The sequence below is a fragment of the Caulobacter sp. DWR1-3-2b1 genome, assembly GCF_049895765.1.
Classification (GTDB): domain Bacteria; phylum Pseudomonadota; class Alphaproteobacteria; order Caulobacterales; family Caulobacteraceae; genus Caulobacter.
In genome coordinates this window covers 333,393-346,626 of the sequence record NZ_JAFCSZ010000001.1, presented here as the reverse complement: position 1 = coordinate 346,626, position 13,234 = coordinate 333,393, and the positions used below count along the sequence as shown (strand labels likewise).

Annotated in this window: 12 protein-coding genes; 8 read left to right on the top strand and 4 right to left on the bottom strand. The window is 66.5% G+C overall.

What is annotated here, in order from left to right:
• Positions 1-140: 140 nt before the first annotated feature.
• From ACP69S_RS01725 to ACP69S_RS01715, 3 genes are read left to right on the top strand one after another with little or no spacing between them, the layout of a single operon-like run.
• Positions 141-1,640, top strand: coding sequence for an NAD(P)/FAD-dependent oxidoreductase (locus ACP69S_RS01725; RefSeq protein WP_425994238.1), 1,500 nt, complete (start codon positions 141-143; stop codon positions 1,638-1,640).
• A gap of 2 nt (positions 1,641-1,642) precedes the next feature.
• Positions 1,643-2,071, top strand: a complete 429-nt coding sequence (locus ACP69S_RS01720; RefSeq protein WP_425994236.1) for a GtrA family protein — start codon at positions 1,643-1,645, stop codon at positions 2,069-2,071.
• An 11-nt stretch (positions 2,072-2,082) separates the two neighbouring features.
• Complete coding sequence (locus ACP69S_RS01715) at positions 2,083-3,978, top strand: hypothetical protein (protein ID WP_425994234.1); 1,896 nt, start codon at positions 2,083-2,085, stop codon at positions 3,976-3,978.
• On the opposite strand, the gene ACP69S_RS01710 is transcribed toward ACP69S_RS01715, so the two are convergent.
• Positions 3,948-4,127, bottom strand: coding sequence for a hypothetical protein (locus tag ACP69S_RS01710; RefSeq protein ID WP_425994233.1), 180 nt, complete (start codon positions 4,125-4,127; stop codon positions 3,948-3,950). The genes ACP69S_RS01715 and ACP69S_RS01710 overlap by 31 nt on opposite strands.
• A 245-nt stretch (positions 4,128-4,372) precedes the next feature.
• Between ACP69S_RS01710 and ACP69S_RS01705 the strand changes: the two genes are divergently transcribed.
• The 4 genes from ACP69S_RS01705 to bglX all read left to right on the top strand — a co-directional run bounded on the left by ACP69S_RS01705 (position 4,373) and on the right by bglX (position 10,417).
• Positions 4,373-5,719, top strand: coding sequence for a sugar MFS transporter (locus ACP69S_RS01705; RefSeq protein WP_425994231.1), 1,347 nt, complete (start codon positions 4,373-4,375; stop codon positions 5,717-5,719).
• Between the two features lie 135 nt (positions 5,720-5,854).
• Entirely contained in the window at positions 5,855-6,598 is a 744-nt protein-coding gene (locus ACP69S_RS01700; protein ID WP_425994229.1) for a hypothetical protein, read from the top strand.
• Between the two features lie 111 nt (positions 6,599-6,709).
• A complete protein-coding gene (locus ACP69S_RS01695; protein WP_425994227.1) occupies positions 6,710-8,053 on the top strand; it encodes a dicarboxylate/amino acid:cation symporter in 1,344 nt (447 codons plus the stop codon).
• A 120-nt stretch (positions 8,054-8,173) separates the two neighbouring features.
• A complete protein-coding gene (gene bglX, locus ACP69S_RS01690; RefSeq protein ID WP_425994226.1) occupies positions 8,174-10,417 on the top strand; it encodes a beta-glucosidase BglX in 2,244 nt (747 codons plus the stop codon).
• Positions 10,418-10,476: 59 nt separating this feature from the next.
• Here the strand turns inward: bglX and ACP69S_RS01685 are convergent, their stop codons facing one another.
• The 3 genes from ACP69S_RS01685 to ACP69S_RS01675 are packed head-to-tail and all read right to left on the bottom strand — an operon-like array spanning position 10,477 to position 12,138.
• Complete coding sequence (locus ACP69S_RS01685; protein ID WP_425994224.1) at positions 10,477-11,535, bottom strand: sensor histidine kinase; 1,059 nt, start codon at positions 11,533-11,535, stop codon at positions 10,477-10,479.
• A complete protein-coding gene (locus tag ACP69S_RS01680; RefSeq protein WP_425994222.1) occupies positions 11,510-11,725 on the bottom strand; it encodes a hypothetical protein in 216 nt (71 codons plus the stop codon). The genes ACP69S_RS01685 and ACP69S_RS01680 overlap by 26 nt, the downstream gene beginning before the upstream one ends.
• Positions 11,707-12,138 (bottom strand): CHASE4 domain-containing protein, encoded by a 432-nt coding sequence (locus tag ACP69S_RS01675; protein ID WP_425994220.1) that lies wholly within the window; start codon positions 12,136-12,138, stop codon positions 11,707-11,709. Before ACP69S_RS01675 ends, ACP69S_RS01680 begins: the two co-directional genes overlap by 19 nt.
• 139 nt (positions 12,139-12,277) lie before the next feature.
• On the opposite strand from ACP69S_RS01675, the gene ACP69S_RS01670 reads away from it, so the two are divergent.
• Positions 12,278-12,958, top strand: coding sequence for a TorF family putative porin (locus ACP69S_RS01670; protein ID WP_425994218.1), 681 nt, complete (start codon positions 12,278-12,280; stop codon positions 12,956-12,958).
• Positions 12,959-13,234 lie beyond the last annotated feature (276 nt).

The window sequence follows — 13,234 nt, the reverse complement described above, 5'->3', positions numbered from 1 at the left end:
TGAAGCAGCGAAGCTGTGTCCCGTGCCCCGCCGCGACCCATCGACCCACGTTCACAATTAACCGGGATTCACCACACCTCGCGACCCGGCCTTAACCAAGTCTCCTGCATCCTGACCTTGCAAACGGGATTGGAATGGACATGGCCCAGCACGTCGAGACCCTGGTGATCGGAGCCGGCCCCGCGGGCCTGACGACCGCCTACACCCTGGCCAAGGCCGGGCGGGGCGTGACCGTGCTGGAGATGGACCCGGTCTATGTGGGCGGCATCAGTCGCACCGTCGACTACAAGGGCTTCAAGTTCGACATCGGCGGACACCGGTTCTTCTCGAAGAGCAAAGAGGTGGTTGATCTCTGGAACGAGATCCTGCCGGACGACTTCATCGACCGGCCGCGCCTGTCGCGCATCTATTACCGCGAGAAGTTCTACGCCTATCCGCTGAAGGCCTTCGAGGCCCTGGCCAATCTGGGGATCTGGACAGCCGCGCGCTGCATGGCCTCGTTCGGCTTCGCCAAGGCTCGCCCGATCAAGGACCCGACCACCTTCCACCAGTGGGTGCGCAACCAGTTCGGCGAGAAGCTGTTTTCGATCTTCTTCAAGACCTACACCGAGAAGGTGTGGGGCATGAGCTGCGACGAGATCTCGGCCGACTGGGCCAGCCAGCGCATCAAGGGCCTGGACCTGGCCGCCGCCATCGTCGACGGCGTCAAGCGCTCGCTCGGCGTCAAGGCCAAGACCAGCCAGGGCTCGCCCAAGACCTTGATCGAGAGCTTCCGCTATCCCCGCAAGGGCCCCGGCATGATGTGGGAGGCCTGCGCCGACAAGATCCTGGCCCTGGGCGGTCAGCTGCGGATGGGCCGCAAGGTCGATGGCCTGCACTATGACAAGATGGCCAAGATCTGGACCGTTTCGGTGACCCGCGCCGATGGGACGGTCGAGATCTACACCGCCGACGACGTGGTCTCCTCGGCCCCGCTGCGCGAGCTGATGCAGGCCGTGTCGCCGACGCCGATCAGCCTGTTCCACGCCGGCGAGCTGATGTATCGCGACTTCATCACCGTGGTGCTGATCGGCAAGCCGCAGAAGGAACTGCCCGACAACTGGATCTATATCCACGACCCCTCGGTGAAGGTCGGCCGGGTGCAGAACTTCCGCTCGTGGTCGCCCGAAATGATCCCGGACGGCGTCTCGACCTGCCTGGGGTTGGAATATTTCTGCTTCGAGGGCGACGGTCTGTGGACCTCGACCGACGAGGACCTGGTCGCCCAGGCCAAGCGCGAGATCGCCAAGATCGGCCTGATGAATCCCGACGAGGTCTACGACGCCTGCGTGGTGCGCCAGCACAAGGCCTATCCGGTCTATGACGACGCCTATGCCGAGCACATCAAGATGATCCGCCTGGACCTGAAGATGCACTTCCCGGGCCTGCATCTGGTCGGCCGCAACGGCATGCACAAGTACAACAATCAGGACCACGCCATGATGACCGGCCTGCTGACGGCCGAGAACATCATCGCCGGCAAGACGATCCACAACGTCTGGGACGTCAACGAGGACGCCGAATACGGCGAGGCCGGCGTCTCGGGAGCACGCGAGGCCCTGCGCAGCGAACGCGCGGCGCCGCGCAAGGTCGCCGCCTGAGCATGACGATCCTGGCCGACCTCTGGCGCCGACTGCCGGTCGGTCTGCGCGAGCTGGGCCTCTACGGCCTGGCCAGCGCAGCCGCCCTGGCGGTGGACTGGGGTTTGCTACTGGCACTGCACGGGGCGGGCGTGAACTACCTGTTCGCCACGGCCGTCGGCTTTTCCGCCGGCATCGCGGTGACCTATTTCCTGAGCGTCTCGGTGGTCTTTCGCCATCGCCCGATCGCCGACCGGCGGCGGGAGTTCGCCGGTTTTCTCGGCGTCGGCATCGCCGGCCTCGTCCTCACCCAGTTGCTGATGGCCCTGTGGGTCGAGCGGCTGGCCATGGCGCCGGGCTTGGCCAAGATCCCGACGGCGGGTCTGGTCTTCATCTTCAATTTCACCGTCCGGCGGGCGCTGCTGTTCCGCGCGCCTCGCGCCCTCTCTTGAGTTTTGGGGGCGTGAGCGAACAAGCGACCTCGCGGATCGGCCGCTGGGCGTTCCTGGCGGTCGCTGCGTCGCTTGTGGCTCTGAGCCGCGTGCATCTGGGCCTGCGCCACGACGCCCGGCTGTATTTCGGCGACGCCCTGGCGCGGCTGGACCCGCAGGGCGTCGGCCGCGACCTGATCTTCGCCCATGACGGCCAGTTCGGCTTCAGCGTCTATACGCCGGTGCTGGCCTGGCTGGTCGGCGGGCTGGGACTGAACACGGCCGTGATGCTGGTCAGCGCTCTGGGTCTGGCCGTGTGGCTGGCGGCCTTGCTGTTGCTGATGTCGCGGCTGCTGGCCGACCTTCCCATCGTCTGGCGTCGCGCCGCGACGATCCTAGTCGTCGCCGTCGCTCCCTATTACGGCTCGCATGAAGTGTTCGCCTATGGCGAAGCCTTCGCCACCCCGCGCATTCTGGTTGAGGCTGTCGGCATGGCGGCCCTCGCGGCATGGCTTTGTGACCGACGATGGCTGGCCGGCGGCATGCTGGTCGCGGCCCTCGCCCTGCACCCGATCATGGCCTTGTGCGGCCTCGCTGTCCTGTTCGTGGCCCTGTGCCTGGAAGATCGCCGCTGGCTGCTGGCCGGCCTCTTCGGAGCGGTCGTCTTGGCTGTCGCTGCGGCCTTGCGCCTGCCGGTCGCCGAGCGGCTCTTGCAGGTCATGGACCCGGCCTGGCGAGCGATCAGCCAGGCGCGCAGCCCGGTGGTCTTCGTTTCCCTGTGGCCAGCCGAGGCCTGGGGCCGCGTCGCCGTGCAAGCCGTGACCCTGGGTCTCGCCGCCGCCTTGAGCCTGGGTCCCATCCGTCGCCTGATGACAGGCGCCCTGATCGCCGGATTGCTGGGCGTCGGCTTTGCCGGGGCGGCCGACAGCCTGTCGCTGGTGCTGCCGATACAGGTCCAAGCCTGGCGGACCCTGGCCCTGATGGCGGTTCTGGCCGCCGGCGGTCTGGCGATCTGCGTGCGCGAGCTTGCAGGGCGTGGCCCGACGGGCGCGCTGGCCGTATGCGCCCTCGTGGTGGGCTGGACCTATATCGGCTGGGGCGTGTTCGCCGTGATAGCCGCCGCCTTGGCGCTGAGCGCCGTCCTGATCGGCGACCGCGCCGTCTGGAGCGCGCCGAACCTGGCAAGGCGGGTGATGATCGGCCTGACCGCTGTGCTGATCCTGGCCTGGGCGGTGGTCCGGCTCAGGGGGCTGCAACAGGGCCTGGCCATTCTGCCGGAGGGGCAGGGCGCCGGCCCCGGCCTGATCTGGAACAGCGGCCTGCCCGGCTGGGTCGCCGGCGCTATGGCGCTGGTCCTGGCCAGATGGCCGGTCTTGCTGAAGCCGTGGTCGGCGATCCTGGGCGCTGTGCTTCTGGCTATACTGGCCCTGGCGCTGTGGGACAGTCGCCCAGGCTTCGTGCGCGAACGCGATTCGGGTCACGATCCTCACCTGCGAGCGATGTTGGCGGAACGTCCCGGCGATTTGCTGTGGCTGGCCGGCAGCGTCGAGCCCTGGACCCTGGCCGGGCGCGCCAGTTGGGCCAGCAAACTTCAGGGCGCGGGCGTGGTGCTGTCACGGCCACTGGCGGTCGTGCTGACCGACCGAATCGACCGCCTGATCGCCGCTGATCTGGTGGGCGAGGACTGGAAGACGCCCTTCGGCGCCGCGCCATCGACGCCGAAGATGCCGAGGTTGCGTCAGGTGTCGGGTCTGTGCGCGGCAAGCGACGCCCCGGCCTGGATCATCGCGCCGATGGACCCTGATGCAGCCCTCGATCCGGCCTTGCGCGGCCGCGTCTGGACCGCGAGCCAGCCCTATGGGCTGGAGTTTCCCGGGCGGTGGCTTACCACCCGGACCTATGCTGTAATTCCATGCGCGGGCCGTTGAAGGGCCTCGCCTTGGTGCTCTTGAAGGGCGTCCGGCGTGCGTAGCGACCTGGCGCTCCAGCAGACCAGATGCACGAACAGATCGACGAGGCCGATGAAGGCCGCAATCGCGAAAATTCCCGATGTCAGGATGATGACGAGGTTGGTCATGATAGCTCTCCCAAGCTAGGCTGTTTAACCGTGAGTGAAGCGTTTGGTTCCGCCTTCAGAACCCTCCCAAATCCATGCTGCGGCGCACCCTCTCTTGACAACGTTGTCACGTCTGGACGCAATGCCGCGTCCCGCGAAGACGGACAGGGGAGTGAATCATGACAGGCTTGGGTTACGGCGCGAGGACGTGCGCCACAGTGAACGGATCGGCGGAAAGCCGGTCGTCGCGGAACGAGGTCTGAACGATGGCTAACGCTGCAACAGCCCAAAAGGGCAAGGGCGTCGCCCTGGCCGTCGTCTATATCACTTGCCTGTTCTTCATCTGGGCGCTGGTCACCAATCTGTTGGACCCGCTGCTGAAGACCATGAAGACGGTCTTCACCCTCAGCCCGGTCGAAGCCAACCTGACGGGCTTCGCCTTCTTCATCGCCTATGGACTGATGTCGCTGCCCTCGGCGGCGTTCCTGTCCAAGTTCGGTTACGCCAGGTCCGTGATGGTCGGCCTGGGCGGCATCGTCGCGGGCTGCTTCATCGCCATCGCGGCCGCCCAGCTGCACACCTATAGCCTGGTGCTGACCGCGCTCTTCGTGATGGCCTCGGGCATCACCCTGTTGCAGGTGGCCGCCAACCCGCTGATTGCCTCGCTGGGCAAGCCCGAGGACTCTTCGTTCCGGCTGAACCTGTCCCAGGCCTTCAACTCGCTGGGCGCGGCCTGTGGCCTGTGGTTCGGCGCCAACTTCCTGCTCAAGGGCGAAATCTTCGAGAAGGACATCGTCGTCACCCAGGCCATGCGCGAGCAGGCTCTGGGCTTCGTCTCGAACGTCTATCTGGCCATCGGCGTGGGCCTGGCCCTGTTCATCCTGGCCATCTTCCTGGTGCGCCAGCGGATCACCGACGCGGCGCCGAAAACCGGCAAGCTGGTCAGCCCGTTCAGCGCCCTGAAGTCGAAGTGGGCCAATCTCGGCGCGTTCGGCATCTTCGTCTATGTCGGCGCCGAAGTGGCGATCTCGCTGAACCTGCTGCTGTTTCTGGAGCAGACTAACGTCCTCAACATCTCGGCCGAGCAGGCGGGCAAGCTGACCACCTTCTACATGGTGTTCGCCATGATCGGCCGCTTCGCCGGCTCGGCCCTGCTGAAGGCGGTGAAGGACTATGTGCTGCTGACGGTCGTGGCTCTGGGCGCGATTGCCCTTTGCCTGGTCGTGATCTTCACCAAGGACATGGTCCCGACCGCCTCCACCGGCGTGCTGAACCTGTTCCTGGCCCAGGCGCCGCTGACCAGCGGTCTGATCCCGGCCTTTGCCGCCCTGCTGATCGGCCTGTTCAACTCGATCATGTTCCCGACCATCTTCACGCTGACCCTGCAGCGGTCCTCGGCGCCGACCTCGGCGACCTCGGGCCTGCTGTGCATGGCCATCGTCGGCGGCGCCGTGCTGCCGCTGATCTTTGCGTCCATCGAGGAAGCGACCGGTTCGAAGGCCCTGGCCTTCGCCGCGCCGCTGGTCTGCTACGTCTATGTCCTGTGGTTCGCGCTCGCCGCCAAAAAGGCGCCGGTGCACGAAATCACCGAGGAAGTGGTCGGCGGCCACTAAACTTCGGCCAAGCTCATGAACGCCCGTCGACACCTCAAGTGTCGGCGGGCGTTTCGGCATTTAATGGCGCCACGATCCTGACGCGGGGGCATGATTTCCAAGGATCGACGAGTACAGGTCAGCCTTGGATTTGCGATGAGCGGACGACCGCCAGGCCTAGAAACGGCGCGCCGTAAGAACGCCGGACGAGGCCGCCTTCTGGCTGTGACGGTCAGCGTCGCCGCTCACGTTCTGGCGCTTGGTGGTCTCCTGCTGTCGCGTCCCGCCTCGCCGCCGGTCGAGCCGGAGTCGATCATCGTCTCGATGGTCGAGCCGCCTGCGCCGCCGCCACCTCCACCGCCTCCGCCCGAAACAGCTCCGAGGACGGAAGAGCCATCGCCCGCCAAGGCCGCCCGGCCGCGCAGTCCCGCTCGGCCGACCGCTGCGCCGCCTGATATCGAGCCGATCCAGGCGGCCAAGGTGGCGACGCCCGAACTGGTGGTCGGGCTAGGCGACTCCGACCTGGTCGGCGCGGCCACCGCTGGCTCCGGCTCAGGTGGCGGAGCAGGGTGCAACATGGTGCGCCTGCTGCAGATAGCGCTGCGCAAGAACCCCCGCGTGCAGGCCGCCGTAGCGGCCGCCCATCCCGAGACCATCCGGGCCGGCCGCGCGATCCTGGTCTGGGACGGCGATTGGGTGAGGACCAATACCCAGGAGGGCAAGGGGTTGGCGGGCATCCGTCAGGCCATCGCCATGGAGGTAGCCTTCGCTCCCGAGGCCTGCCGCGCCGAGCCGGTGCGGGGGCTGGTGCTGATCTCCCTGAAGGACGGCCCCGGCGCTCCGCGCCTAGCTTTGGGATCTCGCACCTGGCGCTGGTCGGATCTGCTGTTTGCGCGCTGACATGCGCCGCCCATGCCTCAGCTTTGCTAAAGCCGATCCTTGAAAAACCGTGCTGGTAAAGCCCACTTATCCGCACGACATTAGCGTCCAGGACAGTTTTCAGGATCGACCATGGCCGCCGCGACTTCCAAATCCCGCTTTATCAGCGGCTTCGGCTTCCAGGTGCTTATCGCCATGGTCATCGGCCTAGGCCTTGGTCTGCTGGCCCGTGAACTGGGTCCGGCGAAAGGGGAGGCGGGCTTTGTGCTCGCCGAGACCCTGCGCCAGATCGGATCGATCTTCGTCCAGCTGCTGCGCGTTCTGGTGCCGCCGCTGGTGTTCACGGCCATCGTCGCCAGCATCGCCAATCTGGCGGAACTGCAGAACGCCGCCCGGCTGGTCTGGCGCACCCTGTTCTGGTTCGCCATCACCGCCCTGATCGCCGTTTTAATCGGCATCGCGCTTGGACTGATCCTGCAGCCGGGCCTGCACACCACGGTCGCGGCGACCCAGGCCCATGCCCCCAAGACCAACGGCTCGTGGCTCGACTTCCTGACCGGTCTGGTGCCTGCCAATGTGCTGGGCCTGACGGCTTCGACCTCAATCAACGACGCCGGCGCCGCCAAGACCTCGCTTTCGTTTAACGTGTTGCAGATCCTGGTGATCTCGCTGGTCACGGGCATTGCGGCCTTGAAGGCGGGTGAGGCGGGCAAGGGCTTCCTGGCCTTTAACTCCTCCGCACTCGTTGTCGTCCGCAAGGTGCTCTCGTGGGTGATCCGCTTGACGCCCATCGGCACCATCGGCCTGCTGGGCAACGCCGTGGCGCAATATGGCTGGACCACCCTGGGCCAGCTGGGCGCCTTCACCGGCGCGATCTATATCGGCCTCGCCCTCGTGCTGTTCGTCGTCTACCCGGTGCTGCTGGCGAGCAATGGCCTCAACCCCATCAAGTTCTTCGCCGGCGCCTGGCCCGCGATCCAGCTGGCCTTCGTATCGCGCTCGTCGGTGGGGACGCTGCCGGTGACAGAAGCGGTGACCGAGCAGAGCCTGGGCGTGCCGCGCGCCTATTCGGCCTTCGCCGTACCACTGGGCGCGACCACCAAGATGGACGGCTGCGCGGCCATCTATCCGGCGATCTCGGCCATCTTCGTGGCTCAGTTTTTCGGCCTTCAACTTGGGCTGACCGACTATTTCCTGATCGTCTTCGTTTCGGTGATCGGCTCGGCCGCCACTGCGGGCCTGACCGGCGCGACGGTGATGCTGACCCTGACCCTGTCGACCCTGGGCCTGCCGCTGGAAGGTGTGGGCCTGTTGCTGGCCATCGACCCGATCCTGGACATGGGCCGCACAGCGGTGAACGTCGCGGGCCAGGCCCTGGTGCCAACCATCGTCGCCAAGCGCGAGGGGATACTCGACCTTGAGGTCTACAATGCGGGGCGGACTCCGGCCGATCCGACGGTCCAGGCCGCCGAATAGGCGAGCCCGGTTGCGCCTGTCGTCTTTAGCGGCGAGTTTGGCGCCCTCGTAAGCGTACCGGGGGATTTCGTGGTTTCAAAGGCGTTCAAAGACAGGCCTTCCGGGCTTAGTCGTCGATCCATGCTCGCTGGTGCGGCGGCCCTTGTGGGATTCGCCGTCACGGCCCCGGCTCGAGCGGCCGTCAAAGGCTCCGAGCGGATCGAGAAGCTGATCGCCGCCATGACCATCGAGGAGAAGGCCGGGCAGCTGTCCTGCTTCGCCGACATGATCCGCCCTCCGATCGGCGACATCAATCCGCTGGTCAATATCCGCAACGCCCAGATCCTGCTGGCCGAGACCCGCGCCGGCCGCATCGGCACGCTGATGAACGGCCTGGGCACGGCGGGCGCGCTGGAGGCTCAAAAGGCGGCGGTCGAGGGTTCGCGCCTGAAGATCCCGCTGATCTTCGCCGCCGACGTCATCCATGGCTTCCGCACGGTGTTCCCGATCCCGCTGGCGGAGTCGGGCAGTTTCGATCCGCACCTGTGCGAACGCACCGCCCGCGCCGCTGCCTCGGAGGCCAGCGCGTCTGGTCTGCACTGGACCTTCGCGCCAATGGTCGATGTGGCCCGCGACCAGCGCTGGGGCCGGGTGGCAGAGGGCGCCGGAGAGGACGTCCATCTGAGCGAGGTGCTGGGCGCGGCCCGGGTGCGCGGCTTTCAGGGCAAGGACCTCAAGGCCGAAGACAGCATGCTGGCCACCCCCAAGCATTTTGCCGCCTATGGTGCAGTGACGGCGGGGCTGGAGTACAACGCCGTCGAGCTGTCCGAAGCCACCCTTCGCGAGGTGCACCTGCCGCCGTTCCAGGCCGCTTTCGACGCCGGCGCCCTGACCACCATGTCGGCCTTCAACGACATCAACGGCGTGCCCTCGAGCGCCAATCGTCGCCTGCTGACCGACCTGCTGCGGGGCGAGTGGGGTTTCAAGGGCGTAGTGATCTCGGACTACACCGCCGACCAGGAACTGGTGGCCCACGGCTTCGCCGCCGACGACCGCGACGCCGCGCGCCTGGCGATCCTGGCGGGCGTCGATATCAGCATGCAGAGCGGTCTCTACCTGCGCTACCTGCCTGAACTGACCGCCTCGGGCGCGGTGCCGATGGCGGTGGTCGACGCCTCTGTGCGCCGGGTGCTGGCGCTGAAGGAGGCCCTGGGTCTCTTCGACAATCCCTATCGCTCGATCAGCGCCAAGGCCGAGGCGGCCCGCACCGCGACGCCGGCCCTGCGCCAGCTTAGCCGCGAGGCCGGCGGTCGCTCCATCGTCCTTCTGCGGAACGAAGGCGGCATCCTGCCCCTGCCGCGGGCCGGCAAGCGCCTGGCCCTGATCGGCCCGTTCGCGGAGGACCGCGACAACGTCGTCGGGCCGTGGGCCTTCTTTGGCGATAAGACCCTCAATGTCGATCTCGCCACCGGCCTGCGCGCCGCCATGGGCGACCCGGCCAGCCTGATCGTCGAGCGCGGCTGCGAGGTCGAGACCACCATCGCTGGCGGCTTCGAGCGCGCGGTGGCGGCGGCCAAAGCGGCTGACATCGTTCTGCTGGCGGTCGGCGAGAGCCAGGACATGACCGGCGAGGCCAAGTCCCGCACCGACATTCGCATCCCGCCGGTCCAGCAGCGTCTGGCCGAGGCCATCGCCGCCACGGGCAAGCCCGTCGTGGTGCTGCTGCGCCACGGCCGCGCCATCGCCCTGGAAGGGGTGGTGCGCGACGCCAAGGCGATCCTGGCGACCTGGTTCCTGGGCAGCGAAATGGGTAACGCCGTCGCCGACGTGCTGTTCGGGGCGGTCAATCCGTCAGCCCGCCTGCCGGTCAGCTTCCCACTGGAAAGCGGTCAGGAACCGTTCTTCTACAACGGCCGCACCACCGGTCGCCCCGCGCCGATCGATCCGAACGCCCAGGAGTACAAGGCCCGCTGGCGGTCGATCCGTAACGAGGCGCTGTACCCGTTCGGCTTTGGCCTGGGCTATTCGACCTTCGCGCTCAGCGACCTGAAACTCGGCGCGCCCCAGCTGCGGTGGGGCGATACGCTGCATGTCACCGCCAGGGTCGCCAATACCGGTCAGGTCCATGGCGAGCATGTGGTCCAACTCTATATCCGCGACCGGGTCGCCAGCCGCACGCGCCCCGTGCGCGAGCTCAAGGGTTTCCAGCGCGTCTCCCTTGCCCCTGGCGCCAGCCGTGAGGTGAAGTTCGAGCTGAAGCGCCAGCACCTGATGTTCGTCGGCGACGGAGATCGCTGGGTGGTCGAGCCCGGCATGTTCGACATCTGGGTCGCCAATTCGTCGATCGACGGCTTGGCGGGCAGTTTCGAGCTGATGAAGGGCTAAAGCATTTTCAAGCGAAGTGGATCCCGGCTCGCGCGAAGAAAATGCGTTAAAACAAGGATCTAGAGCTCCGGACTGACGCAGTCAGGACGGAAAAATGCTCTAGACCCGCTCGGCGGGGCGGGGCGGGGCGGGGAGCGGTCGCTTTGCGAATGCTCCAGCGGGACTTCGAAGTGGAAGGTCGAGCCGGCCCCGGCCTCGCTGTCCACGCCGATCTCGCCGCCCATCAGGTCGACCAGCTCCTGGCAGATCGCCAGGCCCAGGCCGGAGCCGTCGTGCGAGCGGGTCATCGACGGATCGATCTGCGAGAACTTTTCGAACAGTCGCGTCTGGTCTTCCCGCGCCACGCCCATGCCCGTGTCGCTGACCTCGACCCGAACACCGGCCGGCGTCTCGCGGACAGTTATGTTGACCGAGCCCTGATCGGTAAATTTCACCGCATTAGCGATCAGATTGCCCATCACCTGGCGCAACCGCATCGGGTCGCCGATCCACACGCCCCGGCACTTCGGCGAAACCGTGTGATGCAGGGCGATGGCCTTGCTGGCCGCAGCGCCCGAGAACGCCGCGCAACTGCTGTCGACCAGGGCCATCAGGTCGAAAGGCTCGCAACGAAGCTTCACGGCGCCCGATTCCAGCCGGGCTAGGTCGAGGATGCTGTTGAGCAAGGCCAGCAGGGCGCGGCCGGACTCGTTGATGATCCCCAGGCGCCGGCGTTGAGGCGGCGACAGCCGACCGCACTCCATGATCTGGGCCATGCCCAGAACCCCATTGGGGGGCGTGCGGATCTCGTGGCTCATATTGGCCAGGAACTGGGTCTTGGCGACATTGGCCGCCTCGGCCTGTTCCTTGGCGCCGATCAGGTCCAGACGGTTCTGGGCCAGTTTGTCCAGTGACTCCATCACCCGCAGCAGCAGCACGATGCTGGCGCCGACCAGAACGATGAAGCCCGCCACCAGCCACGGCGCGGCCTTGCACAGCAGCGACATGCCGGGGTTTGTCGGCGTCCAGGCCAGAACGCCGACCTCCTTGCCCGTGGGATCCAACAGCGGCACGCCGGGCACGTTAGCTTCTGAACGGGCCGCGAGGGTCAGGTCAGGCGTGCCAAGATCCTCTTTCATGCCGCGAATGACGCTGGCGCTGATCCGGCGCGCGGACACGACGATGGTCGGCAACGACGACGAAGTAGACCTCGTCGCCGGAGCGGATCAGGCCCGCGGCCGTGGCGACGCCTTCCAGATTGAGCCTGCCGGCCGCATGGGCCACCGCCGCCTTGGCGGCCACAGCATCGATCAGGACCTTCGTGTCCAAGGGGACCGCGCCGAGCCGCGATGCGGGGACACGCGCGCCGGCCACGGAGGCGTAGGTAATCTTGCGCCTCGCACGGCAAAGGTCTGGTCGTGGCCGAAGTACTGGTTGTAATAGTCGGCGAAATTGGTGTCGGCCCAGGCCAGGTCCACTGTCGGCCCGGTGGCTTGGTAGGCGTCGTCCCAGACGGTCGCCGAGGTCAGCTCGCGGGTCATACGCTTGAGGTCGCGCTGAACGGTGCGTTCCACGAGCTCGCGCTCCCGGACGCCTTGCATGTGGTCGAGCTGGCGGGCGGCGAACAGCATTAATGGCAGGCCGCCCAGGATCGACACCAGCACGAGCACGATCGTCGAGCCGACGATCCAATGGATCGACCTGAAGCGTCGTGTTTCCGAGGAGGGTGCAGATCGCGCCATGGGGAATTAAGACGGCTCAAGGCTAGCGACTCGTAAAGTGCGACCCTTGGCCGCAACAGTCGATCGATCCCTGGCGCGAGGCCAAATCGTTAGGTTTTCCCGTCACCAGTGGCTGAATAACCGGCTTCTGGAGGGCGGCATGTACAGGTTTCTCAGTGGCGTCATCCTGACGGTTACGCCCTTCGCGGCCCTCGCCGCCGAGCCTGCGGCCATGTCTCTCGACTATGAGTTGGGCGTGGTTTCCGACTACCGCTATCGCGGCCTGTCGCTGTCGGATGAGCGCCCCGCGCTGCAGGGCGGCGTCACGGCCTCTCTGGCCAGCGGGTTCTACGGCTCTGTCCGGGCGTCTACTACCGACGAATACTGCGCAGGCGCAGACGGCGAGGGCGCGACCGTCGAGGTCGACTACGCGGCCGGCTGGGCGTCCGCCATCGCAGGCATGGACGTCGACGTCGCCGTTACGCGCTATACCTATCCCGGCGGCGAAGACGTCGCCTATTTCGAGTTTCCGGTCACGGTCGCCAAGAGCTGGAACGCCTGTACCGCTAAGGTCGGCGGCGCCTATGCGCCGCGCCAGAAGGCCCTGGGAACCGAGGGCGACGGCTATGGCTTCGGGCGTCTGGAATGGTCGGCCTCGTCGGCGCCCGTGACCCTGGCCGTCCAGGCTGGCTACGAGACCGGCGCCTTCGCGCCGGGCGGCAAGTGGGACTGGTCGACCTCAGCCGCGCCCCGGTTCGGACCTGTCAATGCTGAGCTGGGCTTCATCGACAGCGACCGCGCGGGCAGAGGCCTGGTGGCTGGGCTGAAGGCCGCGTTCTAGGCGGGCTTCGAGCGCAAAATCGCCCGGTTTCTGAAGGTTCGGCGAATCACCTCGACCGCTCAACGTCTGGTCGGCGCCATCGCGGCGGCGTTGGGCGGTAAGATATACACTCTTGTGACAGGCGAATTCAACCATGCCGCAAGACGTTCCAGTCACTACTTTTGACGAGCGAGCCCTTGATATTTAAGGCGTTTGCGAGAACTCGGCCTCATCACCTCGTTCTTTTGAAGAGGAGCGGCAGAGTTAACGGAGGCTGCGTCGGCATGTCCCGTTGAA

Excerpts from the sequence above, each read along its gene's own strand:
- ACP69S_RS01725 (WP_425994238.1), top strand. The coding sequence starts at position 141 with ATGGCCCAGCACGTCGAGACCCTGGTGATCGGAGCCGGCCCCGCGGGC.
- ACP69S_RS01720 (WP_425994236.1), top strand. The coding sequence starts at position 1,643 with ATGACGATCCTGGCCGACCTCTGGCGCCGACTGCCGGTCGGTCTGCGC.
- ACP69S_RS01710 (WP_425994233.1), bottom strand. The coding sequence starts at position 4,127 with ATGACCAACCTCGTCATCATCCTGACATCGGGAATTTTCGCGATTGCG.
- ACP69S_RS01705 (WP_425994231.1), top strand. The coding sequence starts at position 4,373 with ATGGCTAACGCTGCAACAGCCCAAAAGGGCAAGGGCGTCGCCCTGGCC.
- ACP69S_RS01700 (WP_425994229.1), top strand. The coding sequence starts at position 5,855 with ATGAGCGGACGACCGCCAGGCCTAGAAACGGCGCGCCGTAAGAACGCC.
- ACP69S_RS01695 (WP_425994227.1), top strand. The coding sequence starts at position 6,710 with ATGGCCGCCGCGACTTCCAAATCCCGCTTTATCAGCGGCTTCGGCTTC.
- bglX (WP_425994226.1), top strand. The coding sequence starts at position 8,174 with ATGCTCGCTGGTGCGGCGGCCCTTGTGGGATTCGCCGTCACGGCCCCG.
- ACP69S_RS01685 (WP_425994224.1), bottom strand. The coding sequence starts at position 11,535 with ATGAAAGAGGATCTTGGCACGCCTGACCTGACCCTCGCGGCCCGTTCA.
- ACP69S_RS01675 (WP_425994220.1), bottom strand. The coding sequence starts at position 12,138 with ATGGCGCGATCTGCACCCTCCTCGGAAACACGACGCTTCAGGTCGATC.
- ACP69S_RS01670 (WP_425994218.1), top strand. The coding sequence starts at position 12,278 with ATGTACAGGTTTCTCAGTGGCGTCATCCTGACGGTTACGCCCTTCGCG.